The 25,875-nt window shown below is 56.7% G+C and carries 21 protein-coding genes; 11 read left to right on the forward strand and 10 right to left on the reverse strand.

Going from position 1 to position 25,875, the window contains the following annotated elements; all coding sequences use genetic code 11:
• Positions 1-4 precede the first annotated feature (4 nt).
• The 3 genes from ACR0CE_RS15715 to ACR0CE_RS15725 are packed head-to-tail and all read left to right on the forward strand — an operon-like array spanning position 5 to position 2,765.
• Positions 5-1,927, forward strand: a complete 1,923-nt coding sequence (locus ACR0CE_RS15715) for a nitric oxide reductase activation protein NorD (RefSeq protein WP_480833139.1) — start codon at positions 5-7, stop codon at positions 1,925-1,927.
• The gene (locus ACR0CE_RS15720) at positions 1,924-2,472 is read left to right on the forward strand and encodes a cytochrome c oxidase subunit 3 (RefSeq protein ID WP_209597161.1); all 549 of its coding nucleotides are present in this window, start codon (positions 1,924-1,926) and stop codon (positions 2,470-2,472) included. The genes ACR0CE_RS15715 and ACR0CE_RS15720 overlap by 4 nt, the downstream gene beginning before the upstream one ends.
• Positions 2,473-2,477: 5 nt before the next feature.
• Complete coding sequence (locus ACR0CE_RS15725; RefSeq protein ID WP_267365170.1) at positions 2,478-2,765, forward strand: cytochrome C oxidase subunit IV family protein; 288 nt, start codon at positions 2,478-2,480, stop codon at positions 2,763-2,765.
• 53 nt (positions 2,766-2,818) lie between these two features.
• Here the strand turns inward: ACR0CE_RS15725 and hemA are convergent, their stop codons facing one another.
• Complete coding sequence (gene hemA / locus ACR0CE_RS15730; protein WP_480488712.1) at positions 2,819-4,042, reverse strand: 5-aminolevulinate synthase; 1,224 nt, start codon at positions 4,040-4,042, stop codon at positions 2,819-2,821.
• A gap of 185 nt (positions 4,043-4,227) precedes the next feature.
• Between hemA and ACR0CE_RS15735 the strand changes: the two genes are divergently transcribed.
• From ACR0CE_RS15735 to ACR0CE_RS15745, 3 genes are all read left to right on the forward strand, one after another.
• Positions 4,228-4,920, forward strand: coding sequence for a Crp/Fnr family transcriptional regulator (locus ACR0CE_RS15735; RefSeq protein WP_267365173.1), 693 nt, complete (start codon positions 4,228-4,230; stop codon positions 4,918-4,920).
• 139 nt (positions 4,921-5,059) lie between these two features.
• Positions 5,060-6,070 carry a D-cysteine desulfhydrase family protein gene (locus ACR0CE_RS15740; RefSeq protein ID WP_480833140.1) on the forward strand — a complete coding sequence of 337 codons (1,011 nt, stop codon included), beginning with the start codon at positions 5,060-5,062 and terminating at the stop codon, positions 6,068-6,070.
• A gap of 184 nt (positions 6,071-6,254) precedes the next feature.
• Complete coding sequence (locus ACR0CE_RS15745; RefSeq protein ID WP_480833141.1) at positions 6,255-7,499, forward strand: molybdopterin molybdotransferase MoeA; 1,245 nt, start codon at positions 6,255-6,257, stop codon at positions 7,497-7,499.
• On the opposite strand, the gene ACR0CE_RS15750 is transcribed toward ACR0CE_RS15745, so the two are convergent.
• The 4 genes from ACR0CE_RS15750 to ACR0CE_RS15765 all read right to left on the reverse strand — a co-directional run bounded on the left by ACR0CE_RS15750 (position 7,496) and on the right by ACR0CE_RS15765 (position 12,608).
• Complete coding sequence (locus tag ACR0CE_RS15750; RefSeq protein ID WP_480484323.1) at positions 7,496-9,916, reverse strand: GcvT family protein; 2,421 nt, start codon at positions 9,914-9,916, stop codon at positions 7,496-7,498. The genes ACR0CE_RS15745 and ACR0CE_RS15750 overlap by 4 nt on opposite strands.
• A gap of 152 nt (positions 9,917-10,068) precedes the next feature.
• Positions 10,069-10,308: a hypothetical protein gene (locus ACR0CE_RS15755; RefSeq protein ID WP_480488707.1), complete on the reverse strand. Its 240-nt coding sequence runs from the start codon at positions 10,306-10,308 to the stop codon at positions 10,069-10,071.
• A 133-nt stretch (positions 10,309-10,441) separates the two neighbouring features.
• On the reverse strand, positions 10,442-11,599 hold the full coding sequence (locus ACR0CE_RS15760) for an aromatic ring-hydroxylating oxygenase subunit alpha (RefSeq protein ID WP_480833142.1): 1,158 nt from the start codon (positions 11,597-11,599) through the stop codon (positions 10,442-10,444).
• A gap of 103 nt (positions 11,600-11,702) precedes the next feature.
• Positions 11,703-12,608, reverse strand: coding sequence for a LysR substrate-binding domain-containing protein (locus ACR0CE_RS15765; protein ID WP_480488703.1), 906 nt, complete (start codon positions 12,606-12,608; stop codon positions 11,703-11,705).
• 140 nt (positions 12,609-12,748) lie between these two features.
• Between ACR0CE_RS15765 and ACR0CE_RS15770 the strand changes: the two genes are divergently transcribed.
• Positions 12,749-13,693 (forward strand): PDR/VanB family oxidoreductase, encoded by a 945-nt coding sequence (locus ACR0CE_RS15770; RefSeq protein WP_480833143.1) that lies wholly within the window; start codon positions 12,749-12,751, stop codon positions 13,691-13,693.
• A 419-nt stretch (positions 13,694-14,112) separates the two neighbouring features.
• Positions 14,113-15,939 carry a BCCT family transporter gene (locus tag ACR0CE_RS15775; RefSeq protein WP_209597183.1) on the forward strand — a complete coding sequence of 609 codons (1,827 nt, stop codon included), beginning with the start codon at positions 14,113-14,115 and terminating at the stop codon, positions 15,937-15,939.
• A 197-nt stretch (positions 15,940-16,136) separates the two neighbouring features.
• On the opposite strand, the gene ACR0CE_RS15780 is transcribed toward ACR0CE_RS15775, so the two are convergent.
• The 4 genes from ACR0CE_RS15780 to ACR0CE_RS15795 all read right to left on the reverse strand — a co-directional run bounded on the left by ACR0CE_RS15780 (position 16,137) and on the right by ACR0CE_RS15795 (position 20,524).
• Positions 16,137-16,928: an FAD binding domain-containing protein gene (locus tag ACR0CE_RS15780; protein WP_480833144.1), complete on the reverse strand. Its 792-nt coding sequence runs from the start codon at positions 16,926-16,928 to the stop codon at positions 16,137-16,139.
• Between the two features lie 95 nt (positions 16,929-17,023).
• Positions 17,024-19,384 carry a xanthine dehydrogenase family protein molybdopterin-binding subunit gene (locus ACR0CE_RS15785; RefSeq protein ID WP_480539691.1) on the reverse strand — a complete coding sequence of 787 codons (2,361 nt, stop codon included), beginning with the start codon at positions 19,382-19,384 and terminating at the stop codon, positions 17,024-17,026.
• An 80-nt stretch (positions 19,385-19,464) separates the two neighbouring features.
• The gene (locus ACR0CE_RS15790) at positions 19,465-19,947 is read right to left on the reverse strand and encodes a (2Fe-2S)-binding protein (RefSeq protein WP_209507073.1); all 483 of its coding nucleotides are present in this window, start codon (positions 19,945-19,947) and stop codon (positions 19,465-19,467) included.
• 28 nt (positions 19,948-19,975) lie between these two features.
• Positions 19,976-20,524, reverse strand: a complete 549-nt coding sequence (locus ACR0CE_RS15795) for an SRPBCC family protein (RefSeq protein ID WP_480833145.1) — start codon at positions 20,522-20,524, stop codon at positions 19,976-19,978.
• Between the two features lie 181 nt (positions 20,525-20,705).
• On the opposite strand from ACR0CE_RS15795, the gene ACR0CE_RS15800 reads away from it, so the two are divergent.
• From ACR0CE_RS15800 to ACR0CE_RS15810, 3 genes are read left to right on the forward strand one after another with little or no spacing between them, the layout of a single operon-like run.
• Positions 20,706-21,386 (forward strand): response regulator, encoded by a 681-nt coding sequence (locus ACR0CE_RS15800; protein ID WP_480488693.1) that lies wholly within the window; start codon positions 20,706-20,708, stop codon positions 21,384-21,386.
• Between the two features lie 45 nt (positions 21,387-21,431).
• A complete protein-coding gene (locus tag ACR0CE_RS15805; protein WP_480539689.1) occupies positions 21,432-22,601 on the forward strand; it encodes an FIST N-terminal domain-containing protein in 1,170 nt (389 codons plus the stop codon).
• Positions 22,602-22,604: 3 nt separating this feature from the next.
• Positions 22,605-24,818, forward strand: coding sequence for a hybrid sensor histidine kinase/response regulator (locus ACR0CE_RS15810; RefSeq protein ID WP_480833146.1), 2,214 nt, complete (start codon positions 22,605-22,607; stop codon positions 24,816-24,818).
• Positions 24,819-24,842: 24 nt separating this feature from the next.
• On the opposite strand, the gene ACR0CE_RS15815 is transcribed toward ACR0CE_RS15810, so the two are convergent.
• The gene (locus tag ACR0CE_RS15815) at positions 24,843-25,787 is read right to left on the reverse strand and encodes a LysR family transcriptional regulator (protein WP_480488688.1); all 945 of its coding nucleotides are present in this window, start codon (positions 25,785-25,787) and stop codon (positions 24,843-24,845) included.
• Positions 25,788-25,875: the final 88 nt, after the last annotated feature.

Genomic DNA, 25,875 nt, shown 5'->3' on the forward strand with positions numbered 1-25,875 from the left:
GCCGATGGTCAAGATCGATTTTGAGCCATGGGAACCCGAAGAAACGATCGGGAAACTGTGGCACACCCTTGCCAGCCGCCTCGATGCACCCCTGGTGCACGATGGAGCCGCGGTCGACCTCTCAGAGGTCGCGGGGCGGCTGGCCGTCCTCTTTCGAGGGCTGGGCGGTGGTCCGGGCGTAGAATTGCGCCCGGTCTCGCCCGAGGTTTCACATCACCGCCTAAGTTGGCGTCGGCGTCTGGCGACCGAAGTGGAGCTGATGCCGCGCGCTTCGTTTGATGGCGAAGTCTTGCGCTTGCCGGACCGGTTGGCGGTTTTTCCTGCGCGCGAAGCCAATGGCGCGCTGTATGTCTGGCTGGCCGCTGCGGCTGCCCATGCCGGAACGCGAATTGATGAAGACGATCCGCTGCGCGCCGACCTGCGCGCGTTGATCGCTGCGCAGAGAATGGTTGATACGACGCTGGACGACGCCCCCGGCCTGCGCCCGCTTTACACCGAACTTTGCAAGGGCGTGCTGCATCAGCGCGATATCCCCAACCTGCCACCGATTGAAGACGCAGTTGAAGAGCTGATCCGCCATAAGTTGGGTGACCCTCAACCGCTGTCGGCGAAAGCCGAGCAGCTTCTGACACTGGACGAGGACCTGATCGCCCCTCGCGGCTATCAGCCTATGCGCCCGGTTCCCCTGTGGCCCGAACTGCGCGCAGTTGGCTTTTCCGAACATAACGAGGTGGAAAACCCCGAAACTGAAGGTCCACCCGAGGAATCCGGTGAGAAAACCCACCGCGCCCGTCGTCGCAAATCGGATCAGGCCGAGCGCAGCGACAGTTTCATCCTGCACAAGTTCGAAGCCATCCTCAGCTGGGCCGAGTTCCTGAACATCAACCGCCGCATCGACGATGACGATCCCGACAACGCCAAGAAAGCGGCCGATGATCAGGAAGAGATTGGCCTGGGTCAGATATCAAAAGCCCCCCCAACGCGGCTGAAGCTGCACCTTGATCTGGCACCCGAGGATGTGAACCGCGAGCGTCTGTCCGGCCGCATCCTCTATCCCGAATGGGACGTGCGCTCGGGCCGGTATCTGCCAGATCACGTCAACGTCCTGCTGTCGGATGCGGATATCCGCGACGACGCTGCCGCCTTCGGCAAGGACCCTGCCACCGCCCGCCGCATCCGCGCGGTCAAACGCCAGTTCGAGGCGCTGCGCCCCGGTCGTGTGATGACACGCGGCCATCTGGACGGTGACCAGCTGGATATCGAAGCCGCCGTGCGTGCCGAAACTGACCGCATGGCCAGTGGCGAAAGCAACGACCGCATTTGGCAACAATCCCGCCCCGAGGCGCGCGACCTGGCAGTCTCGATCCTGCTGGATGTCAGCCGTTCCACTGAAAGTGCCGTAACCGGTCGCGCCGTGATCGACATTGAACGTGAAGCCCTGGCTGCTTTGGCCTGGGGCCTGAACGCCTGCGGTGACGATTTCGCCATTCATGCCTTCAGTTCGCTGAAACGTCAGCGCGTCTATATCCAGCGATGCAAACGGTTTGATGAGCCGATGGGCGCCAAAGTTGAACAACGTATCGCGTCACTGCGACCCGGTCACTACACGCGGCTTGGGGCCGCGATCCGCCACTGTTCAAAGGATCTGGCAAGTCAGACCCGCAAACGCCGCCTGTTGCTGGTGATCACCGATGGCAAACCCAATGACCTTGACCATTACGAAGGGCGTCACGGTATTGAAGACACGTGCATGGCCGTGCGTGAGGCACGCCGCGCCGGGCAATCGGTTTTTGGTGTCACCATCGACATAACCGGCAAAAGCTGGTTCCCCCGCATGTTCGGACAGGGCGGTTTCGCTGTTATCCCAGACCCGCACCGCCTGACCATGGCGTTGCCGCAAATATATCGCCAATTGGTCGGTGCATGAGCGAAACCTCCTTCATCGACGAGCTTCCGGGCGAATTGCTGATGTGGGTTCTGATTATCAGTGAGCTGCTGGTTTTTGGTGCCGGGCTGATCGCGTTCATGGGCGTTCGCCTGACCGACCCTGCAGGCTTTGCCGAGGCGCAATCGCATCTTTATCGAACAGGTGCAGCCTTTAACACTGCAATACTGGTCACATCTGGCTACCTGGCCGCGCAGGCCCTGAACTGGCGCCGCGCAGCATTCCGGTTCAAGGCCAGGCTTGCCCTGACAGGCGCGGCCGTACTTGGGATCGCATTCCTGGTTATCAAAAGCGTGGAATATGCTGGAAAGGCGGGGCAGGGCATTACCTATGAAACCCACCCGTTCTTCATGTTCTACTACCTGCTGACAGGATTTCACGCGGCGCATGTTCTGGCCGGGGTAGGTATTCTGTTGCTGGTCGCGTGGCGCGATGATCCTCGTAACATCGAGGCGGGCGCACAGTTCTGGCACATGGTCGATCTGGTCTGGATCCTGCTGTTTCCCGTGATTTATCTTCTGGGATAAACAATATGCCGGCAACTTCATCTTTTGCTAAATACTCCCGCCGGAGGCGTCCGAACTCACTCACCGGCGCGTGGCTGGCGCTTTTGGCGCTCAGTCTGGCTTCAACGCTTTTGACCCTGATGAAAACGCCTGACGCACTCATTGCAGGCGGTATCCTGCTCCTTGCCCTGATCAAAACCCGTGTGATTCTGGCCCGATATCTGGACCTGGCTGAAAGCCCGGGCTGGCTGCGAGGCTTCACCTTGGTTCTGACGGGGTTCTCTGCTGTGATCTTCGCACTTTACCTGATCTGAAAAAAGCCGCCCCTAAAAGGGACGGCAGGTTACCAAGCAAAGGGACGCTTAGGTTATTGTGCGGCCATTGGCATCCGCGCGATCTGACAGCGCTGCCACAGCGCCGACAAGGCGCCCACCAGATGATCGATATCCTCATCCGTATGAACGGGTGACGGCGTGATCCGCAGGCGCTCGGTTCCTTTGGGAACTGTAGGATAGTTGATCGGCTGAATGTAGATGCCAAACTCCTCAAGCAGGGTGTCCGAAATGAATTTACACTTCACAGGGTCGCCAACCATCACCGGGATGATATGGCTGGGGTTGGGCAAATGCGGAATGCCCTCGGCATCCAATCGGGCGCGTACCTGCGCCACGCGGGTCTTTTGCAAGTCACGCTCTGCACTTGAATGCTTCAAATGCCGGATCGATGCGGCAGCGCCGGCTGCAATCGATGGGGGTAGGGCAGTGGTGAAGATGAAGCCACTGGCAAAGCTGCGGACAAAATCACACAGCGCGGCTGAGGCCGCGATATACCCACCAACCACGCCGAACGCTTTGCCCAATGTACCTTCGATGACAGTCAGGCGATCCATCAATCCATCGCGTTCAGCAATCCCGCCACCGCGCGGGCCGTAAAGGCCGACGGCATGAACCTCGTCCAGATAGGTCATCGCGCCGTATTTGTCAGCCAGATCGCAGATTTCCTTGATGGGAGCGATATCGCCATCCATGGAGTAAACCGATTCAAATGCGATCATCTTGGGTGCGTCGGGATCCGCTGCGGCCAATTTGGCGTCCAAATCCGCCAAGTCGTTATGTTTCCAAATCACCTTCTGGGCACGCGAATGCCGGATACCTTCGATCATCGAGGCGTGGTTGAGCGCGTCAGAAAACACGATCAGCCCGGGAATTCGCGCGGCCAATGTCCCCAAAGCAGCCCAGTTCGACACATATCCCGAGGTGAACAGCAACGCGGCTTCTTTCCCATGCAGATCAGCCAGCTCAGCCTCAAGCAGAACGTGATCATGCGTGGTGCCCGAGATATTGCGCGTACCGCCAGCGCCTGCTCCGCAGCGATCCAGTGCGTCGTGCATGGCAGAGATCACCGAAGGGTGCTGCCCCATGCCCAGATAGTCATTTGAGCACCAGATCCGCACATCCCGCTGAACCGGCCCGTCGGTTTGACGCGCGTTCGGAAACGCGCCACGACGGCGTTGCAGGTCGATGAAAATCCGGTAGTTGCCTTCGTCTTTCAAAGTGTCGAGGCTCTGGCTGAAAAATTGCTCGAAGTCCATCTGGCGTGCTCCCCGGATAACTGAAATTTCGTTGAACCTATGCCAGAGGCGCCCGCCCTTACATGACAATAGTCAAGTTGGAGACTGAGAAAAGGGTGGCACCCCCGCGCTGGCTTTGGCATAGCATATCTCGGGGTTGATCATCCGGGGGTGTTCCCGGAGCGGACGAATAAGGGGCTGCCTTCTTGTCACACGAGGCACAAAAGATAATTGCGCGGCAGTCACTGCTCTTGCGAAGCCTGCCAGAGCAACATGTCGATACTCTGCTGCGTCAGGCCGTCTGGCGGCAATACGACCGGGGCGAGACGATCTTTCTGCAAGAGGAAGAGGCCAAGGCCGTACATGTTGTACTGGCTGGTTGGGTCAAGCTGTTTCGCATTTCCCCGACCGGTGCCGAAGCCGTGGTGAGCGTTTTCACGCGTGGTGAAAGCTTTGGCGAAGCCGTTGCGCTGCGCAATGTGCGCTATCCCGTTTCGGCCGAGGCGGTATCTCCCTGCGAGATCATGCACATCCCAAGTCCGGTGCTGCTGTCGCTGATGAAGCAAGACCCGGAAATCTGCGTATCGATCCTGGCGGCCACATTCACGCATCTGCATTCCCTGGTGGCGCAGCTCGAACAGCTCAAAGCCCAGACCGGTGCGCAGCGTGTCGCGGAATTCCTGCTGAACCTGTGTGATTGCGATGCCGGCCAGTGCGAAGTTGAACTGCCGTATGACAAGATGCTGATCGCCGGGCGTCTGGGGATGAAACCCGAAAGCCTGAGCCGCGCGTTTTCGAGGTTGAAACCAGTTGGGGTTAAGATCAACCGAAACCACGCGGAAATTGCAGATATGGATGTATTGCGGAATTACGCGGAAAGCGACCCGAGCGAGAAATAGAGCCGCGTGACGGTTGCTCTGTATAGTAAACTGGCCATTCCCGGTCTGCGATCTTTCCGGCAATCACTATCTTTCCTATTCTTGCTGGATATGCCCTATCGGGCGTGATGCTGAATGGGTGAGTTGATGGAACACAGGCATGACGATTGAACAGCTACTGGCCGGTTTTCCCCGCGCGAGACTGATGACAGCTGCTACACCGATCGAACGGCTCGACCGTCTGTCCCACCAGCTTGGTCTGGATCTGTGGATCAAGCGGGATGATCTGACAGGGTTGAGCTTTGGCGGCAACAAGACCCGACAGCTTGAATTCTATATGGGCGAGGCACAAAAACAGGGGGCAGATACCATTCTGATCACCGGCGCTGTGCAATCCAATTTCGTGCGCACGGCTGCCATGGCTGCATCGAAGCTTGGGATGGAGGCCGTGCTTCAATTGGAAGAGCGTGTGCCGGATATGGGAGAACATTATTATTCCTCGGGAAATGTACTTCTGGCCCGGCTTCTGGGTGCCGAGCACATGCACTACGATACCGGAGAAGACGAGGCCGGGGCCGACAATGCCCTTCACGCGCGGGCAGATCAGCTGATCGCTGAGGGCCGAAAACCATATGTAATTCACTTGGGCATCGATCATCCGCCCTTGGGGGCGTTAGGTTATGTGGCCGGGGCTGCCGAACTACTGGATCAGATCGCCGATTTCGACGTGGCGGTGGTGCCATCCGGCAGCGGTTCGACCCACGGCGGGTTTTTGGCCGGGCTGCGGCTGGCTGGCAACACGGCACCTGTTTATGGCATCTGCGTTCGCCGCGACCGCCACCAGCAACATGCGCGGTTGCAAAAGGTATTGGAACGGTTGGCGGGTATGATGAAGTTTGACCCGGCTCTGGTCATGAATGACATCCTCACATGGGACGGCACATTGCCCCCTGGATACGGGCGGATAGGTCCGTCCACACGGAGGGCGCTTGAACAGATGGCGCGTGCCGAGGGTGTTTTTCTTGATCCGGTCTACTCGGCCAAAACCTTTGCAGGTTTGTTGGAATTACTTGAAAACGGCACAATTCAACAGGGCCAGAAAGTTGTGCTGTTGCATACGGGTGGGCAACCCGCGCTGTTCGCATATCAGGAAGAGCTGTTCCCGGCCTGAGAGCCATCCGGGAAGCCACTATAGCGGAAGTCGCGCTTGGCCAGCCAACCCGTCGTTTCGAAGCGCGCGACGCGGTTTCACGTGACCTATGTCAATGACAGTACCGCGGATGTCGTGTCGGTTGAGCGAGCCTAGCCCACCTTAGAATGGATGGAAGGCATGTTCGCAGAGTTGGAGGCTGGATATGGCTGATGGATGCGGCTGTGATCGACACGCGCATATGTATCTGAGCGTGGATGAGGCCCTGCGCCGGGGCCTGTCCGCTGCTGATCCGATCACAGAAACGGAAACGCTGCCTTTGGCCGCTGCAATTGGGCGAGTATTGGCCTGCGACTGTTTCAGCAAGGTCGATATGCCCGCTTTCGACAATTCGGCAATGGATGGCTATGCGGTTCGAACAGCCGATCTTGGCGATACCGACCTGTTCCAGATGCCGGTGGCGGGTCGCATCGCGGCGGGGGACAGCGGATCTCATGCTGCACCTGTGGGTAGCGCGCTGAGGATTTTTACCGGAGCGCCCGTTCCCTCTGATTACGACGCCATCGTCATGCAGGAAGATTGTGATTTTGTGGAGGGACAAATTCGCTTCAGCCGCCGTCCAAAGCCCGGGCAACATATCCGGCGTGCCGGTGAAGACCTTCGTGCCGGAGCGCCGATCCTGCGGCGCGGCTGCGAGATTGGCCCGCGTGAGGTGGCAGCCCTTGCTTCCGCCGGGTATGGCGAGGTCGTGGTCCTCCGCAAGCTGAAGGTTTTGATCTTTTCAACCGGCAGTGAATTGCGCCAACCTGGTGAGCCCCTTGGGCCGGGGCAGATCTATAATTCGAACCGTTACATGCTGCTTGCGCTGTTGCAGAAGCCTTGGATTGAACTCACGGACCGGGGGCAGGTTGAAGATGATCCCGAGCTTTTGAAACAGGTCTTGCTGGACACGACTGAAACCTCTGACCTGATTATCACAACCGGTGGCGTATCTGTCGGCGATGAAGATCATATGCCGCGTCTGTTCACCGAGATCGGTGGCGTGGCGGATGTGATGAAAGTCGCAATGAAACCGGGCAAGCCCATCATGTTCGGTCGACGTGGCCGTGCTCTTTACATCGGTCTGCCGGGTAACCCGGTTTCTGCTTTTGTGACCTGGCAGATAATCGGATCGCAGATGATGGCGCGCCGTGCCGGTCTGCACCACACACCGCAGGCAGCCGTGCAGGCAGTTCTGTCGGAACCTTTGTACCGTACCGCAGGCCGACAGGAATATCGCCCGGTTCAGATTGACGGTTACACACCGGACGGACGGCCCCGATTGCGTCTGATGGAGCCGTCCTACAGTGGTCGTGTTGCTTTGCTTGCGCAAGCGGATGGATTGGCGATCATCCCGGCAGAAGTGACGGAATATCCCGAAGGGCAACGCCTTGAGCTATTGCGGTTTTAAGCCCTAAGCGCTTTTCCTGCGGCATCAAAGGGCGGTTCATGCAGGATTGTGGCCCTGTGTGGGCGCCCCAGAACCATAACCTCGACCTCATCACCTGGCTGGGCATTTTTTACATATCCCAAGGCCAACGACATTCCGACGGTGTAGCCATAGGTGCCTGAGGTCACCCGACCGATCCCTTCACCGTTCTTGAAGATCGGCTCGCCACCTGTTGCATCCGCGTTGGACGCTGTCACATCCGTTTCGTTCAGGTGCAGGATCACCAGGTCTTCCCGAGCTGGGTTCTGCAATACTTTCTGCGCAGCTGCCTTGTTGAGGAAGTCCTTTTCGAATTTGCAGAGGCGATCAAGATCCACTTCATGCGGCCAGTATTCCGGGCTGTATTCGCGGCTCCAAGACCCATAGCCCTTTTCGACCCGCATAGACATCAGTGCCCGACTGCCAACAGGGCCAGCCCCGAACTCTTTGCCTGCCTCAATCAAGGCATTGTACAGTCGTGCTTGATCTTGGGTGGCGCAATGCAGCTCCCACCCCAGATCGCCAGTAAAGGAGACGCGCAGGGCAAGGACCTGGACTCCCGCCAGCTCGATCTTGGCGGACCGCATGAACGGGAAATCTTCGGTTGCCAGCGATGTGTTGGTCAGACGTTGCAGGATGTCACGGGATTTGGGCCCGGCCACGTTAAAGCCGCACATCGCTTCGGTTTTGCTTTCGAAAGCGGTGCCTTCAGGCAGCGGAACCTGTTTGAAAAAGCGTTTGTGATACCGTTCTGCCATGCCCGAGCCGATCACCCAGAACTCGTCATCAGCCACGCGGGTGACGGTAAAGTCGCCTGCAATACCGCCGCGCTTTGAAATCAGTGGGGTCAGACAGGACCGACCAACGGTTTTGGGCATGGTGTTTGCAAAGACGGCATTCAGCCAGTCTGCTGCACCCGGACCCTTGCAGACATATTTGGCGAAATTCGAGATATCGATGATCCCGGCACGGTCGCGCAACATCCTGCATTCCTCGCCCACCGGTCCCCACCAGTTCTGACGGGTAAAGCCATTGGTGTCTTTGGTGCCGGGCGTTGCGGCAAACCACAGCGGATGTTCCCAACCGGCGTTCAGGCCAAAAACCGCGCCCATGGCTTTCTGCGCCTCATAGATCGGGCGAACCCGTGCCGGACGACCGGCGCTGCGTTCTTCATTGGGGAAATGGATCGCGAACCGATGACTGTACTGATCTGCCACGCGCGCTTTGGTGAATGCCTTGGTGGCCCAGCTGTCAAAACGCGCCAGATCCCAGGCGAACATGTCGTATTCCGTTTCACCCTCGATGATCCATTGCGCTGCCATCAGGCCCATGCCACCCGATTGCGAGAAGCCGGGGATGATACCATTGCAGCAGAAATAGCCGTCGACCTCGGGCACCGGCCCCATCAGAACGTTCGAATCCGGAGACCAGATCATTGGGCCGTTGATGACACGCTTGATCCCGGCTTCACCAACCGCGGGCAGGCGTTCGATGGCGTTCATCACGTTCTCTTCGATCCGTTCCAGATCATCAGGGAACAGGTCGTGGGCAAAATCCAGCGGCGTGCCTTCTTCGGCCCAGAACCTCATGTCTTTCTCATAGGCGCCGACCAGCAAGCCGTTGCCTTCCTGACGCAGGTAATACTCTCCATCCCGGTCCGACACAGACGGCAGGCGGGTGCCGTGGCTTTTCACATCCGCCATGGATTCGGTTACGAAATACTGGTGCTCTGTAGGTTGCAGCGGCAGTTCGATTCCAGCCAGTGCAGCAACCTCGCGCCCCCACAGGCCCGCTGCGTTCACCACCCAGCGTGTCCTGATGTCACCTTTTGGCGTTCTGACGATCCAACTACCATCCTCCTGCTGCTCGGTTGCGGTGACCGGAGTGAAACGGTGAATCTGCGCCCCACGTTGACGTGCGCCGACCGCATAGGCATTGGTCACGCCCGACGGGTCCACATTGCCGCCATCGGGTTCGAACATCACGCAACGGATGCCCTCGTAATTGACCAGCGGGTTCAGCTTCTGGGCTTCCTCGATGCTGATCTCATAGAAATTCATGCCATACAGCTTGGCCTTTGCGGCCTGTAGCTTCAGCTGATGTTCGCGTTCTTCTGTCTGGGCCAAGTATAACGAGCCGGGCTGGAATACTCCGCAGCTTTGACCGGTTTCAGCTTCCAGCGCTTTATACAGGCTCATCGTGTAATGTTGGATGCGGCTGATATTGGTACTGTCGTGCAATCCGTGAATGTTGGCGGCTGCGTGCCAGGTTGACCCCGAGGTCAGCTCGTCCCGCTCTAACAGAACAACATCCGACCATCCCAGTTTGGTCAAATGATACAGGATCGAGCACCCGATCACTCCCCCGCCGATGACCACGGCCTGAGCTTCGTTTCGCATTTTGGCTATCTCGCGCGTTTTCGTTCGCGCCTGTTCTTTCATGAAGACTGGCCCATCGACAATGTCGACAAAATTCGAGATCGAATGAAGTCAGCTAAACTCAAACTTTGAAAATTGCCTAGCGTCGCGGTACGCTTAAGCAAATGAGCTCGTCAGAACGTCAACCGGTGTGCGCGGCCACGTTCAAACAACTTCAGGTTCAACTCATCTGCCTCCGGCGCGCCGTATTCCAGCGCAAACACAAATGCGTGGGTCAGATAGAAGCACGCGGCTTCATGATGCTGGCGCTCTTCGGCGAGAATCGCCGCTTGGTGATACAGCCGGATCAATGCGGGTACATCTTTTTCCGCATGGGCCCGCAAGAGGTGTTTGTCGAGTTCGTCCAGATCCACTGTGACCCTTTCAGCGAATTCACCGGCTGTCCACTAGGAGACAAAAGACGCAACGCCGTCCCGTCTGCTGTTGTTACAACCGATCCGCGATCTGGTCAGAAGGGCCTGACCAGATCAACATTTTCAGGATTGCTTACACTTCAGCGCGGGCTTTTTCGATTTGCGTGGCCACCCAATGATGAAAACAATGGGTCGGGCCGTCCATCGCGGGCGAGAAACGGCCGCCATCGAATTTCACGCCGTGACGGCCTTTCTGCATGCCTTCAACCACAAAGACGTCTTCCTCGAACACTGTTTTCCACAGTTGCGCATTCTTGGCACGCAGCGCTTCGTGTTCGGGTGCGTCTTCGGGTTTTTTGGCGTAGTAGAGCTCAATCCGTTCGTTCGAACGCTCATGCGTGATCGGATCGATGAGGAAGGCAAAGCCGTGGTCACGCTGAACACCCAGCAGGGTATTCGGGTAAACGACGATATATTCCGCGCCGTCATTCCACTGCTCACTCAGATTCTCGAAATCATCCAGCTTTTCGCCATCGTGACCCTCGAACTGGCGGTAGACATAGGTGCCCTGACCCGAATATTTGCCCAGTTCGTTGATGTTGTAGTGGTCTTCCAGACGCGAATAGCTGTTCAGGCCGGGATGAACCCAGGGCAGGTGATAGCTTTCGCAGTAGTTCTCAACAGCCAGTTTCCAGTTCGAGTTCAACTCAAGATAAACCGATGCGCCAGCGCCACCGTGATACATCGGTTGATCGAATTCTTTCCAGCGTTCCATCAACTCGCCATGGACATCTTCGAATTCCGGCGCGTCGCCGCTGACATTGACAAAGATAACATCCCGCCAGACATACGAGCGGATGCGGATAAGGCCCAACTCGGCGAAATCCAGATCTTCATGGGTGTTTTGTCCAGGGCCACCGACATGAGGGGCGGTCCGCAGTTCACCATTCAAGCCATAGCACCAGCTGTGATAGGGGCAGCGGATCGCGCCGCGGATTTTTTGCGGCTTGTCGACCAAAATCATGCCGCGATGACGACAGGTGTTCTGGAACACGCCGATCTGACCGTCGCGATCACGAACCATCAACAGCGGCACACCGAGGAAATCGATCGGATATGCATCTCCCGCCTCGGGAATGTCTTTGCCAAAGCCGATGCCGGACCAGTTCGCAAACAAGACCGCATCCCGTTCTTCGGCAAAAACTGCGGGATCAATATAATGCTCGTTCGGCAGACCCTTTGCGGTGTTTACCGGTGTCAGAACAGACGAAAGCGGTGCGTGCTTGTTCATCGGCCACTCCTGAGTGATTTTGAATGAGTTTATCGCTGCATCCATTGGCGGCTGAGGCCGCCCACGTTCAATACTAAAAAACCTAATGGCAAATTGAGGCAGGCTAAACCGAACCTTCAGACAGTTCGTTGAGCAACCAATTCTTGAGAGCCAGCGCCCCTTCCGAAAGCTGATCGTCCGGGCGACCGACAAGATAGAAGTTGTCCGGGGCGGGCAGGCTGAATTCCTCCAGCGCGACGAGTTTCCCCGAAGCCAGCATGGGCTGGACCAGACGTTTCCATCCCAGCGCAAGGCCCGCCCCTTTACGCGCCACCTGAAGGGCAAGCGCGTAGCTGTTCACCCGCGATTCCACGGGAACAACTCCAGAAAACCCGAGGTCGTGGAACCAGGATGACCAGGTCGTCCAGGTGCTGTCCTGAGTTTCGAGATGGATCAGCCGCCGCTGCACGAGGTCTTCAAGGCTGGCCCCTTTAAGGTCCGCGGCCATCTGGGGGCTGCAAACGGGTGTCAGGATATCGCGATACAGTTTCGTGTGCGTGAGTTGCGCGTTGGCGTCCCGGCCATAGCGGATGAACAGGTCGATATCCGGCCGGTCCGTGAAGGCCTTGTCCTGCGCCATCTGGTTCACTTTCACGTGCGGAAAATCCTGCCAGAACCGGATGACAGATGGCGACAGCCAAAGTGCGGCGACTGCAGTGGTTGATCCAACGGTTACGTGGTTCTCGGAATCATTGCTGCGAATCTTTTCAAGTGCCTTTGAAATCTGCCGGAACGAAGTGCCGAGTGCCTCAAACAGGTCTTGCCCATCCTCGGTCAGTTCCACGCCGCGGTGCTTTCGGACAAAAAGGGCCGCGCCCAGCTCGCTTTCCAGCGCCTTAATCTGATGACTGACGGCACCCGGCGTCACGGAAAGCTCGCTTGCGGCTTCCTTGAAACTGAGATGCCGTGCGGCGGCTTCAAAGGCCGATAATGTCGTAAGTGGGGGAAGGTTGTAGTGGCGTCGAGACATGGAGGTTTATTGGCTTTCGAACTCTGGGTGAGCTCAATTCACCCGAATGTTAGAAATTTTGCAATTGAAATCTATCTTTTTTCCTGTTGTTTGCTGAACGACGCAGAATGTACGCCACGTGAGACCGAACAGGACAAGTGATGGATACTCAAGTCGCCCGCCTTGTGCGAAAAACATCGCTCAGCCCCGACACCACTGATTTCTGCTTCGAGATCGAAAGCGGGCGCTTCACCAGCCTCGAGCCCGGGGCGCATGTGGACATCCATCTTGAAGACGGTCTGATACGGCAATACTCGCTGTGGAGCTGGAGCCAGGATGGGCGCCTGATCAACGTGGCCGTCAAACGCGAAGACGAAGGGCGAGGCGGGTCACTGGCGGTGCATGACCTGCAAGAGGGCGCGACCGTGGAAATCGGCGGTCCCCGCAACCATTTCAAACTCGAAAGCCATGATCGACACGTCACTTTGATCGCTGGCGGTATCGGGGCCACACCATTGGTTGCAATGGCACGTGAGTTGCTGAACCGAGGGCAGGATTTTCGTGTCTACTATCTTGTTCGATCGAAAGAATACGCGGCGATGGATGCGCAATTCCGGGCGCTTGGACTGGATGAATGGTATCATTTGCATTGTGATAACACAGACGGGCTATTCGATCTGAGATCGGTCATGCAATCGATGCCGATGGGCGCAGACGTTTATACCTGCGGCCCGGAACCGATGCTGAATGCGGTACTGGAAGCGGGTGCCTTGCTGCGTGGCGGCGCGATACACTTTGAACGGTTCGCCGCCGCGTCGGACATTGAACATGCCCCGAACGCCGATTTCCAGATCGAGATCCAGTCGACCGGCGCGGTCTATCCCGTTGGAAAGGACCAATCTATTCTGGAGGTTTTGCAGGCCAATGGTGTGCAGGTTGATTTCGGCTGCTCCGAAGGGCTTTGCGGAACCTGTATCGTTGATGTCGTGTCCGGCGAAGTTGATCATCGCGACGGTATACTCACCCCGCAAGAGCAGGAAACACATGAGTTCCTGTGCACATGCGTTTCGCGGGCAAAGTCCGACTTATTGGTTCTGAAACTGTAAATGGAGTTACAATCACGCCCTCCATCTGTTGTCGCTAACATGTTATAAGAGCCATCAAGATGGTCGTTTCAAGTCGCATAAGGGTCGGATTCTCGGGCGAGCAGCCCCAACCTCCGATATAGGTTTTTTCGAATTGAAGGGCGCAACCACTTCTTGCGAAGCTGCAAGCAGGTTCAACGGCAAACTGATAGGTCACTAAGGACAAACAGATTTTGCAGGCGGCAAAAATCCGGGAGGAAAAGAGCGGTAGGAGACGCCACATGAGCGTATGGACTTGCCGCAAATCTCAGTTGATCTGAACACTACCCACTCACTGTTTGGTGCATTGTGCATTTTTGTTTACGCCGTCCGGCACGCTGCATTCCAAACGGAACTCAAAAGAACAAAAAAAATGGCGAACACACGGAGGAAAACGCAACATGTCGATACCCGAACCATTCACAGACGTTGAGATAAAAACGGCGGATGCCGGTTTTTATGAAAACTACAGCGTCCCAATTGCCCTGATCAGCAAGGCCATTATGGTCGCGCTGGTTCTGTGGGCATTGGTATTCCCTGCAAACGCAAACGGAACGCTTGGCAGCCTGAACGGGCGGTTGCTCGAGCTTTTCAACAGCTTCTACATTGTCATTGTCGGGTTGTTCCTTGTTTTTCTGGCCGTTGTCGCCGCTATTCCGTCCACGGGTCGCCGTGTGATGGGAACACCCGGTGAAAAGCCCGAGTTTTCGAACTTCTCTTGGTTCTCCATGATGTTCGGCGCCGGCCTGGGTGTTGGTCTGATGGTTTTTGCAACCGCAGAACCATTAGGGCTGTGGGGTTCGAACCCCGAAGTCGTGTCCGAAGCGGTCGTGGGAAATACCCCCGAAGCACTGCAGTCGGCTTACCGCTATACCTTCTTGCACTACGGATTTCACGCGTGGGCCATCTATGTGGTGACCGGTTTGTCGCTGGCATATTACGCTTATACCCGTGACATGCCTCTCACCATCCGCTCGGCACTGACGCCCCTGTTTGGCCGCTTCGTCAATGGCTTCTTCGGCCATGTGGTTGACGTACTTGGCGTTGTTGCAACGATCCTCGGTGTTTCTGTCACCATCGGCTATGGTGTCAGCCAGTTCATCGACGGGCTTTTTGCCATCACCGGTATGGAGTGGGTCATGGATCTGGGTGGCGAAGTTCCAACCCCCAGCAAAGTGGGTCTGATCACCGGTCTGGTTGTCATTATGTGCCTGTCGATTATTTCCGCAGTATCGGGCGTTGGTCGTGGTGTTAAATACCTGTCGAACCTGAACCTCGTATTGTCGATCATCCTGTTGGGCACATTTATCGTCTTCGGCTCGTTCGTCTTTGCCATGACCACTTATGGCACAGCAATGGTCGACTATATCCTGCATATCCTGTCGCTCAGCTTTAACGCCTATGGCCCGTTGTCAGTTGAAGCCTTCGCTGCGGCGTTGCCTGCCGAAGCACAAGCCCATGCCAATGATCTGATGGGTGGGGCCACCAATGCATGGGGCAGCTTTGACGGTTTCAAGAGCGGCCTGGAAGGGGCAGCAGCTGAGTTGGATGAAGCAACCCTGGCAGCCGTTTATGCGGCGGGTGAGCAGGGGCGTCAGTTCGGCTGGCAGTCGGGCTGGACCACGTTCTACTGGGCCTGGTGGATCGCGTTCTCGCCTTTCGTGGGCCTGTTCCTTGCCCGTATTTCGAAAGGGCGCTCTGTCCGCGAGTTCATCGTAGGCTGTGTGCTCGCACCGGCGTTGGTTTGCTTTGCATGGATGACTGTTCTGGGTGGAACTGCGATTGATCTGGAACTGGCAGGCGCTGCAGAAGGTGCAATCATCGGCGCATCGAACACCAACAAACTGTTCGTGACCCTGTCTTACATGATTGACGGTGGTCTGCTGTCAATGCTGAACGTGATGTGTGTGATCCTGATCATGACATTCCTCGTCACGTCGGCAGACTCGGGCATTCTGGTGATGAATACCATCATGTCGGGCGGCAGCCAGGAGACGGGCATCAAGCACCGCATCATCTGGGGTGTCATCCTGACGGCTGTGATCGGCGCGCTGATCCTCGCAGCCGGTGAAAACAACCCGATGGATGCGCTGCGAAACGCGATGATCATCGGTGCATTGCCCTTTACTGCTGTGATGGGTCTGATGTGTATTGCTCTGGCCAAAGCTTTGTTCCGCGACAGCCAGCGTGACAAACACGCCGCTACAGGTGCACAAGCCGCCGAATAAAGCGAAAGCTTAGTTTATGACTTGATCAGGCCGCCCGGAAATGGGCGGCCTGATTTCATTTTGCGCAGACACTGGCCACGACCCTCAAACAACGGAAAAGTGCTGGCCAGCCCGACCTTGGTGAGACATCAAAACCATATCTCAACGAAAAAGCCCCGGTAAAAACCGGGGCTTTTGAGCATCTTGTCGTGAAATGCCTACATGCAGGCTTCCACGGCGCGTTTGGTCATGACCGACACAAGATGCGCCCGGTATTTCTTGCTGCCATGTAAATCAGCGATCATGTTGGCGGGGTTAATCCGAAGGTCCATCAAGGCGTCCGGGCGAAACTCCTTGTTCAGCGCCTGCTCGGCTTCGCTCCAACGGAAGACGCCATCCTCACTTGCGCCGGTCACCGCCACGCGCACGCCGTCCGTGAAACGGGCCAGATATACCCCAACAAGTGCAAACCGCGATGCTGGTTGCAGGAATTTTTGATAGCTTGCCGCCTGCGGAACCGGAAAGCGGATCGAGGTGATGATCTCTCCTTCATCCAGGGCTGTGGTGAACATGCCCTGAAAAAAGTCATCTGCCGCAATTTGACGCGCGTTGGTCACCACGGTTGCGCCCGATCCCAGCACACCCGCCGGATAGCAGGCAGCCGGGTCATTGTTCGCAACCGAACCACCGATGGTTCCGCGATTGCGCACTGCCGGGTCGCCAATTTGTCCAGCCAATGCCGCCAGCGCGGGATAAGATCCTGCAGCGTCGCGAGCAACGACAGCGTGAGGTGTTGCACCCCCAACAGAGACCGAGCCGTCATCATCAACGCAGACGCCTTGCATCTCGGCAATGCCGCCCATCGACACCAGTTTGGACGGTGCCGCCAATCGCTGTTTCAATGTCGGGATCAGGGTTTGCCCGCCTCCCAACGCCTGCGCATCCTCTGTTGCCAATGCTGCAACTGCGTCAGCAATGGTCGAGGGCTTCTCAAACTCGAAATTGTACATTTCGTTCTTCCTTTCCGAAAGGCGCTGATCCGCCCTTCATCTGGCTATAAATATCCCAGGGAGCGCGAGGGGCTGGCCCCTCGCACCCCAACCTCTCAACCATGCATCGCAGTCCAAACGCGTGACGGGCTCATCGGCATGTCGATATGATCAACAGCCCTTCCACCCGAGTTCAACGCATCCAGCACCGCGTTGACCACCGCTGGCGGTGAGCCGATCGCTCCGGCCTCGCCGCAACCCTTCACGCCCAGCGGATTGTGCGTACAGGGCGTCTGGCTGGAATGATCCACGCCGTAGAATGGGACATCATCGGCGCGTGGCATCGCGTAATCCATGTAGGACGCGCTCAGCAATTGGCCGTTCTCGTCATAGGCACAGTTCTCCAGCAAGGCCTGACCGATGCCCTGACCAATACCGCCATGCACTTGTCCATCAACGATCATTGGATTGACGATATTGCCAAAGTCATCTGCAGCCGTGAACTTCTCGATACTGACCTGACCTGTGTCTGGATCAACCTCGACCTCACAGGCATAAGCCCCTGCCGGGAAAGTAAAGTTGGCCGGGTCATAGAACGCGGTTTCCTCCAGCCCCGGTTCAACTTCCAGCGGATAGTTGTGCGGGACATAGGCCGTAAGAGTCACATCCCCCCACGCCACCGACTTGTCGGTCCCCGCAACACTGAACTGACCGTCTTTGAGTTCGATATCTGCCTCGGACGCCTCCAACAGGTGGGCTGCGATCTTTTTGGCCTTGTCGATCACCTTTTCGGTGGCCTTGACCATAGCCGAGCCGCAGACCGCCAGCGAGCGTGAGCCATAGGTGCCCATGCCGAACGGGATCTTCGAGGTGTCCCCGTGCACGATCTCGACCATTGACTCGTCGATGCCGATCATGTCGGCCACGACCTGCGGAAAGGCTGTTTCATGGCCTTGCCCGTGGCTGTGTGCGCCAACCATCACACTGATCGAGCCGGTGGCGTTCACCCGAACTGTCGCCGCGTCGTAAAGACCTGCACGGGCTCCCAACATGCCGACGATATTCGAAGGCGCGATACCACAAGCCTCGATATAGCAATTGACGCCGAGACCGCGCAGCTTGCCTTTGGCCTCACTCTGCGCGCGTCGTGCGGCAAAGCCCGCAAGATCAGCAGCAGCCTCAAGCTTGTCCATTGTCCCGTTGTAGTCCCCGGTGTCGTAAGTCAGCGCCACTGGCGTGTCATAGGGGAACTGCGTGACAAAGTTCTGGCGACGCAGGGCGATCGGATCGACACCTAACTCGCGCGCAGCCTTGTCGATGACACGCTCCAGTTGGAAGGTTGCTTCGGGTCGACCAGCGCCGCGATAGGCGTCCACCGGCACCGTGTTTGTGAACATCGCCTTCACATTCACCTGAATGACCGGGGTCTTATAGTTGCCTGCCATCAGCGTCCCATGCAGCCATGTCGGAACCGAGCTGGAGAAGGTCGACAGATAGGCACCCAGATTGGCATAGGTGTTGGTCCGCAGGCCGATGAAGTTGTTATCCGCATCCAGAGCCAGCTCAATCGTGCTGACATGGTCACGACCCTGCGCATCCGACATGAACGCCTCGGACCGGCTGGCCGTCCACTTGACGGGGCGGTTGCAGGCCTTGGCGGCAAAAGTGCAGAACGCTTCTTCTGCGTAATGGAAAATCTTGGTGCCAAAACCACCGCCCACATCCGGGGCTACGACGCGGACTTTATGTTCCGGCAGACCCAGAACGAACGCGCACATCAACAAGCGGATGACATGCGGGTTCTGCGAAGTGGTATAGAGCGTATATTCATCCGTGCCCCGGCTGTACTCGGCCACAGCCACGCGCGGCTCCATCGGGTTGGCGACCAGCCGATTGTTCACCAGATCCAAAGTGGTGACATGCGCGGCATTGGCAAAGACGTCGTTCACCTTGGCGTCGTCGGCCTCACCCAGCTGCCAGTCATAGCAGATGTTGTTTTTCAGATCGTCATGAACCAGCGTCGCGCCTTCCTGCGCCGCGGATTTCATGTCGATCACGGCGGGCAGCTCCTCGATATCCAGATCAATAGCCTCGGCCGCGTCACGGGCCTGTTCCAGGCTGTCGGCCACCACGGCGGCAATGGGATCGCCCACATGGCGCACCTTGCCCTGTGCCAGAATTGGGTGTGGTGGTTCCTGCATCGGCGCGCCGTGCTTGTCGGTCACTTCCCACCCACAGGGCATTCCGCCCACGCCTTCAAAGTCTTTGCCGGTGAATACTCTGACCACACCGGGCATACCTTCGGCGGTTGATGTATCTACAGAATTGATCCGACCATGCGCGATGTCGGACCGCAGGAAATATACGTAAGCCTGACCACGTACGTTGATGTCGTCGGTATAGTTGCCTGCTCCGGTCAGAAAGCGGACGTCCTCGCGCCGCTTGGAACTGGCTCCGATGCCACTGTCTTTGGGCATTGCTTGTTCTCCTCCCATAAACGGATGCTGCTGCACCCTTCACTTGTCCCACGGGCGCAATGTTTACGCCCGCAGCGGCATCATTCCGCAGCGATACTGCCGACGTCCTGGCCTGAGGCGGCCATGATCGCCTTGACGATATTGTGGTACCCGGTGCAGCGGCACAGGTTGCCTTCCAGGTACTTTCGGATTTCGGCCTCAGATGGGCGTGGGTTGTCTTTCAGCAGCGCTGCGGCGCTCATCACCATACCCGGTGTACAGAACCCGCATTGAAGGCCGTGATGATCCTGAAAGGCTTGCTGGATCACGTTCAGCGAACCGTCCGCATTTGCCTGACCTTCGATGGTGCCAACGTCAGCACCGTCGGCTTCGACCGCCAGCATATTGCACGACTTCACGGCCTGACCGTTCACATGTACAACGCAGGCGCCGCACTGGGCCGTATCACAGCCGACATGCGTGCCCGTCAATGACAGTTGCTCGCGCAGAAAGCCGGACAGTAACGTCCGGCCCTCAACCTCGCCGCTGACGGCCTTGCCGTTCACGGTCATTGAAATTTTCATGACTTTCTCCTCCCTGAATTCCAACGGTTCAACCGCCCAATACGCGCTTGAACCAACCTTTTTTTGCTTCGCCGCCTTCACCCTCGGCAGAAGGTTCAGCTTGAACCTGATCCGAGGTTTCCGGATCGGGTGTTTTTTCGGGTTCGACCGCGTTCTGAAAACTTTCAAAGAACCGGTCGGCCATTTTTCTGGCGACGCCATCGATGACCCGGCTGCCCAGCTGGGCCAGCTTGCCACCGACACGTGCGTCGACGGTATAGGTCAGCAGAGTACCTTCGGGCACATCAGACAAACTGACATCGGCCGCACCCTTGGCAAAACCCGCAGCCCCACCCTTACCTTCACCCGAGAGCTTCACGCTTTCAAGCGTTACGATATCAGAGAGGGTAACGGCCCCTTTGAAGGTCGCTTTGACGGGGCCGACTTTCTGCACCACCGTCGCTTCGAACCCGTCATCGACCGAGCCCGTCATTTCCTGACATCCCGGAACGCATTCTTTCAGAACCTCAGCCGACAAAAGCGCGTCCCAGACCTTGGATCGCGGCGCGGCAATGACGCGGCTGTCACTCAGCTCCATTTCTCTTCTCCAGGTGTTTTTTCTTACGCTACGTGGTGTTTTTCGCCCTGCCTATTAGACCTTGGGTGTAGGAGTTGCCGAACCGATCTTATGTACGACTTTGGGCCAGTAGGCGCAGATTACTTTCGTTGTTAGGATTGGATAAACTGGGGGCAACCTGATTGAAAAAAGGCAATACCAAATGCTTGCAGACTCCGTCGAAAGATCTGGCTTCGAGAAAGTGCTGATCGTCGATGACCACCCCCTGTTTTGCGACGCGCTGTCGATGACCTTGCAAAGCGTGGCGCAGATCGGCGAAATCCATACCGCGGACCGACTGGAAGGCGCGATGGAACTTCTGTCAGGTGGGCTGAAACCGGACGCGGTCATGCTGGACCTCAACCTGCCGGATGTGGAGGGGCTGGACGGCCTTGTCCGTCTGAAGGCTGCTGCGAATGCCCCGGTTATTGTGGTGTCCTCGATGACGGATAATCGCGTTGTCAGTCAGGTGATTCAGGCGGGCGCATCGGGTTATGTACCCAAGCATAGCCAACGCGATGTGTTTCGCCTGGCATTCGAGACAGTGCATTCCGGCAAAGTTTTCGTGCCCGAAGGGTGCGTTCTGATCAATGTTGAAGAGGATGAACACGCCGAGGCGGTCAATCGGCTTGCGACGCTGACAAATCAGCAGGCCCGCATTCTGCAACTGATCTGTGAGGGCAAGCTGAACAAACAGATTGCCTATGACCTGTCCATTGCGGAACCCACGGTCAAAGCGCATGTCACGGCAATCATGCGGAAACTGGGTGTGCAAAGCCGAACGCAAGCCGTTCTGATTGCAAAGAAAGCTTCGTTTGCCAGCGTCTTGCAAGACCACGGCTAAGCGTCATACTCTCACCACATCGTCGCGCTTTAGGGAGGAGGCTCGATGGACCAAGCAGTCGGGTGGGCGACAGCCCGGACCGGTGCGACAGGCATCGTCAAAACGGCTTTCGCGCGTTACGACACCGGGCAGGCGCTTGGGGTGCTCGTACGTCAACTCGGGGCTGAACCGCTTGCGCTGGTGATACTTTTTGTCAGTCCAAACGCGGACGCGGCTGCGGTCATTACCAAAGCCGAGCAGGTGTTTGCGCCTACTCCGGTGGTTGGCTGTACCACCGCCGGAGAACTTGCGGATAGCGGTTATTGCGAGGATCAGATCGTCGCGATTGGCCTGCCACAGTCCCATTTCGACACGCGTACGGTCCTGGTTTCCGATCTGAACGATTTTGAGGCGGAAAGCATCATCAATGAGATGATCCACAACCGAAACGACATGATGGTCACGGCGCCCGACTGGAACCATGAGTTTACTTTCCTGATGATCGACGGATTGTCGACCAAAGAGGATGCGTTGACCTCCGAGTTGGCCGTCGGTTTGGGGCCGGTGCCATTGTTTGGCGGATCGGCCGGTGATGGAACCCGGTTCGGGCGTACCTATGTGCTGCATCAGGGCAAGGCGCTGAGCAATGCTGCCATACTGACTCAGGTTCGTACGCGGTGCCCGATCAAGGTGTTCAAAACCGATCATCTGGTACCAACGAACCGGCGCATGGTGGTGACCAAGGCGGACCCGGCAAAACGCATCGTTCAGGAAATCAACGCCGAGCCCGCCGCTCGTGAATACGCCCGTATCCTTGGCAAGGATCCGGAACAACTGACGACATTCACATTTGCGGCGCACCCCGTTGTTGTGCAGATTGGCGGGCAGCATCACGTCCGCGCCATTCAGCAGGTGGCGGGCAACGGGGACCTCGTCTTTTTCTCGGCCATTGATGAAGGGCTTGTGCTGACGCTGGCCGAACCAAGGGACATGGTCGAGCATCTTGAGGAAGAAATCGGCCTTCTGACCGAGAAACGGCAACCCGACACCATTCTGGGTTGCGACTGCATTCTCCGCCGACTGGAAGCGCAGGAAAAGCAAAAGACCCGCGAAATCTCGGACATTCTGGCCCGCAATCACGTTGTCGGATTTTCAACCTACGGAGAGCAGTACAATTCCATCCACGTGAACCAAACTCTGACGGGTGTTGCTATATATCCACCCGAGAAAGAGTAACGCATGATCGAGCATCTTACTGACCCGTCGGACTCGGTTGATCGCCAGAACGAGAAACTTCGCAAGATTGCCGAAGCGCTGATGCGCCGGGTAGAAGAATCCACCGATGCGTCAGGCGCAGCTTATGCGCAGTTTCAGCGCGCGGCCGTGCTTGAACAAGAGGTCCGCGCCCGGACGAATGATCTGGAACGTGCCCTTGAGTTGCTGAACGATTCCAATGCCAGACTGGCACAGGCGAACAAGGACACAGAAGCCGCACGCGCTGACCTGGCCAATGCAATCGAAACAGTGCAAGAGGGGTTTGCCCTTTTCAATCGCGACGAAAAACTGGTGCTGTGCAACAGCCGCTTTGGTCTGCATATGCCTGACATTCAGGAGCGGCTGAGTCCAGGGTTGAGCTTTGCCGAATATGTCGAACTGGTCAGCCGATCAGGGTTCCTGTCCCTGCCTGAAACGATGACACCGACAGACTGGGCCAAAAGCCGTTTGGACCGGCATACGGACGATCATGTGGTGTTCAATGTCCGGCTTGTTGGCAATCGGTGGTCGCAAGTATCCGAGCACCGCACACCAGATGGCGGAACTGTTATTCTGCAAACCGATGTGACTGATATCATGCGGATCGAACGGCAGGAGCGTGACCGGATACTGGATGACAAGGCCAGGCTGATCCGCGCGACGCTGGAACATATCGAACAGGGCGTTTGCATTTTTGACAACAAACACCGTCTGATCGGTTGGAACAACCGCGCCAGTGAGTTGCTGGCCATTCCGATCGCACAGTTTCAGATGGGGACCCGGTTTGAATCGCTGTCCAATCGCCTTGGCACGAACATCAGGTTCCAGAAGGGGGTAACGGAAGCCGATCTGCTGGATTGGGTGACGCGGCAAACTTATCGCCGTCCTCTGCAATTTCAGATGCACCGCGGAAGGTCAAAAATTCTTTCGGTGTTTGCGCAGGAGATGCCGGACCGGGGCTTTGTGATATCCTTCACCGATGTAACCGCAGAACGAAAGTCCGCTCAGGCCTTATACGAAGCCAAAGAGCTGTTGGAACAACGCGTAACATCTCGCACAATGGAACTGGCTGACGCGTTGAACGAGGCCGAGCGTGCGAACGCATCCAAGTCGCGATTTGTGGCAGCGGCCAGTCACGATCTGCTGCAACCTCTTTCTGCCGCAAAGCTTTATGTTGCATCGCTGGGCAGCGGCTTGGATAAAGACGACGCAAAGACCGTTGCAGGCAAGGCTGAAAGTGCGCTGAACAGCGTTGAACACATTCTGGAAGCGCTGCTGGATATCTCGAAGCTGGATTCAGGACGGGCCACCGCGCATTTGTCGACCATATCAGTGAGCACGCTGTTTTCGCAGATGGAAGACGCATTTCGCCCCATGGCGCAGGCAAAAGGGCTTGAGCTGTCATTTGTTGACACGAACGCGCGTGTGACCAGCGACGCCAGCCATTTGCGTCGGATTTTGCAGAACCTGCTGTCGAACGCGATCAGGTATACCGAGACCGGAAAGGTTCTGGTCGGTGTGCGGCGTCGCAAAGGCGCAATTGCCTTGCAAGTCTGGGATACAGGTATCGGTATCGCGTCAGACCAAAGAGACATCGTCTTTCAGGAATTTCAGCGCCTGCATTCTGATGCCAGCGCGGCAGAGGGTATGGGATTGGGCCTTGCAATCGTGGAGCGCGCCTGTGGGCTGTTGCAACATCCGATCCAGCTGTATTCCGAAATAGGCAAAGGCACTGGATTCTCGGTCGAAGTGCCGTTGGCGCAGGAAGAGCAGACCACATCCAGCAGCGCCCCTGCGGCCCACGATCCGGGCTTAAAGGTACTTGGTAACACGGTTGTATTGTTGATTGAGAATGATGAAAACCTTCGTAGTGCACTGACCATGACCATCGAATCCTGGGGGGTCGAGGTTTTGGAGAGCGAAAGCGAAGACGAAGCAATCAATCTTCTTCGTGAAATTGACATTCTGCCCGATGCAATAGTCGCCGATTTTCAGTTGAATCACGATAGAACCGGTGTCGACGCGATACATGCCTTGACGAACGAGTTTGGACCTCTGCCCGGCTGCGTTATTTCGGCCAACCGATCACCTGAACTGGCCAGGCGCTGCAAGCGCGCCAATCTGCCTTTGCTCTACAAACCGCTTGATGCGCAACTTTTGCGGTCAACGCTGGAGTCATCGATTGAACAACGTAACTGAGCAGCACTGGAAACGTGTATGTTTTCAGGCGATTTCTGTCTGTGGGTTGGCACCTGTTCGATGTAGCATCGACAAAACCTCAGCCTTCCAGCCGGCTTTGATCTGCAACGCTAGCTGGGACGGAGGCCGGTGGTTCGGTGACAGGATCGCATATTCATACCTCAACGGTTCACTGAAGGGCAAAAACACGACACGGTCGTTTGAAATGTTCAACTCCCGCTCGGTAACGACTGTCAACGGATCGACAATCGTGCAGCATTGGCCCGATCCGACAAAAGGGATAAGCGGCAGAAAATATTGGCAGGTCACCGTTGGTGTGTAATTCGCCGAGACCATCTGAAACGCTTGTCGCACTTTTTCCTGAAACGGATGCGTGTCATGCAGCCCGCCCATTGGAACTCCGTCAAGATCGGATATCATAACGGCGCTTTCTTTCGCCAGGGGGTTGTCTCTGTCCAGCGCGCAAAAACAGTCGCCGCTTATGATCTCGGCTGAGAACTGTGGTTGCTTACCTGTCGGATGTTCAAAATCAGCAAACCCGAAATCGATGTTCTGAGTACCCGCCAGTTCCATAATCTGCGGAGAGCTGCGGGTTGAAAGTGTGATTTGTATATCGGGGTTTCCACCAACTGAACGGCTGATGAAATTCGGAAAGGCAAAAGTGGAAGGGCCTGGCATCGCTGCAATATTCAAGCTACCGGAACTCCCTTTAAGAAGTCCGTGCATCGTACTGGAAATCGTAGATAATCTGTCCAGAATACCAGTGGTTTCCGACAATAGGTAGTGTGCTTCCGGTACTGGAATCAAACGGCGCCCTCTTCGTTCGAACAGGATCAGCCCCAAACTTTTTTCTAGGTTCTTGAGCGCAAGGCTGATGGCCGGTTGTGTCCGGTTCAGCTTTTTTGCGGTTTGAGAGATAGAGCCGCTTTCCATCACCTCACGAAAAACAGTCAATTGAGTAAGGTTCATTCCAGATCCATAAGCCAAACTTCAGTTTAGTTAAATATAACAAATTTGTATTTATGGTAAATCTCCATAGGCTGATTGGATCAGAGTT

It is taken from the genome of Ruegeria sp. L11 (assembly GCF_056531755.1).

What these genes read in the sequence shown, in the direction of transcription:
- ACR0CE_RS15725 (WP_267365170.1), top strand. Translation starts at nt 2,478, where the DNA reads ATGCCGGCAACTTCATCTTTTGCTAAATACTCCCGCCGGAGGCGTCCG.
- ACR0CE_RS15715 (WP_480833139.1), top strand. Translation starts at nt 5, where the DNA reads ATGGTCAAGATCGATTTTGAGCCATGGGAACCCGAAGAAACGATCGGG.
- ACR0CE_RS15740 (WP_480833140.1), top strand. Translation starts at nt 5,060, where the DNA reads ATGACGATTGAACAGCTACTGGCCGGTTTTCCCCGCGCGAGACTGATG.
- ACR0CE_RS15750 (WP_480484323.1), bottom strand. Translation starts at nt 9,916, where the DNA reads ATGCGAAACGAAGCTCAGGCCGTGGTCATCGGCGGGGGAGTGATCGGG.
- ACR0CE_RS15785 (WP_480539691.1), bottom strand. Translation starts at nt 19,384, where the DNA reads ATGCCCAAAGACAGTGGCATCGGAGCCAGTTCCAAGCGGCGCGAGGAC.
- ACR0CE_RS15810 (WP_480833146.1), top strand. Translation starts at nt 22,605, where the DNA reads ATGATCGAGCATCTTACTGACCCGTCGGACTCGGTTGATCGCCAGAAC.
- hemA (WP_480488712.1), bottom strand. Translation starts at nt 4,042, where the DNA reads ATGGACTTCGAGCAATTTTTCAGCCAGAGCCTCGACACTTTGAAAGAC.
- ACR0CE_RS15805 (WP_480539689.1), top strand. Translation starts at nt 21,432, where the DNA reads ATGGACCAAGCAGTCGGGTGGGCGACAGCCCGGACCGGTGCGACAGGC.
- ACR0CE_RS15800 (WP_480488693.1), top strand. Translation starts at nt 20,706, where the DNA reads ATGCTTGCAGACTCCGTCGAAAGATCTGGCTTCGAGAAAGTGCTGATC.
- ACR0CE_RS15760 (WP_480833142.1), bottom strand. Translation starts at nt 11,599, where the DNA reads ATGAACAAGCACGCACCGCTTTCGTCTGTTCTGACACCGGTAAACACC.
- ACR0CE_RS15795 (WP_480833145.1), bottom strand. Translation starts at nt 20,524, where the DNA reads ATGGAGCTGAGTGACAGCCGCGTCATTGCCGCGCCGCGATCCAAGGTC.
- ACR0CE_RS15775 (WP_209597183.1), top strand. Translation starts at nt 14,113, where the DNA reads ATGTCGATACCCGAACCATTCACAGACGTTGAGATAAAAACGGCGGAT.
- ACR0CE_RS15790 (WP_209507073.1), bottom strand. Translation starts at nt 19,947, where the DNA reads ATGAAAATTTCAATGACCGTGAACGGCAAGGCCGTCAGCGGCGAGGTT.
- ACR0CE_RS15765 (WP_480488703.1), bottom strand. Translation starts at nt 12,608, where the DNA reads ATGTCTCGACGCCACTACAACCTTCCCCCACTTACGACATTATCGGCC.
- ACR0CE_RS15745 (WP_480833141.1), top strand. Translation starts at nt 6,255, where the DNA reads ATGGCTGATGGATGCGGCTGTGATCGACACGCGCATATGTATCTGAGC.
- ACR0CE_RS15815 (WP_480488688.1), bottom strand. Translation starts at nt 25,787, where the DNA reads ATGAACCTTACTCAATTGACTGTTTTTCGTGAGGTGATGGAAAGCGGC.
- ACR0CE_RS15720 (WP_209597161.1), top strand. Translation starts at nt 1,924, where the DNA reads ATGAGCGAAACCTCCTTCATCGACGAGCTTCCGGGCGAATTGCTGATG.
- ACR0CE_RS15770 (WP_480833143.1), top strand. Translation starts at nt 12,749, where the DNA reads ATGGATACTCAAGTCGCCCGCCTTGTGCGAAAAACATCGCTCAGCCCC.
- ACR0CE_RS15780 (WP_480833144.1), bottom strand. Translation starts at nt 16,928, where the DNA reads ATGTACAATTTCGAGTTTGAGAAGCCCTCGACCATTGCTGACGCAGTT.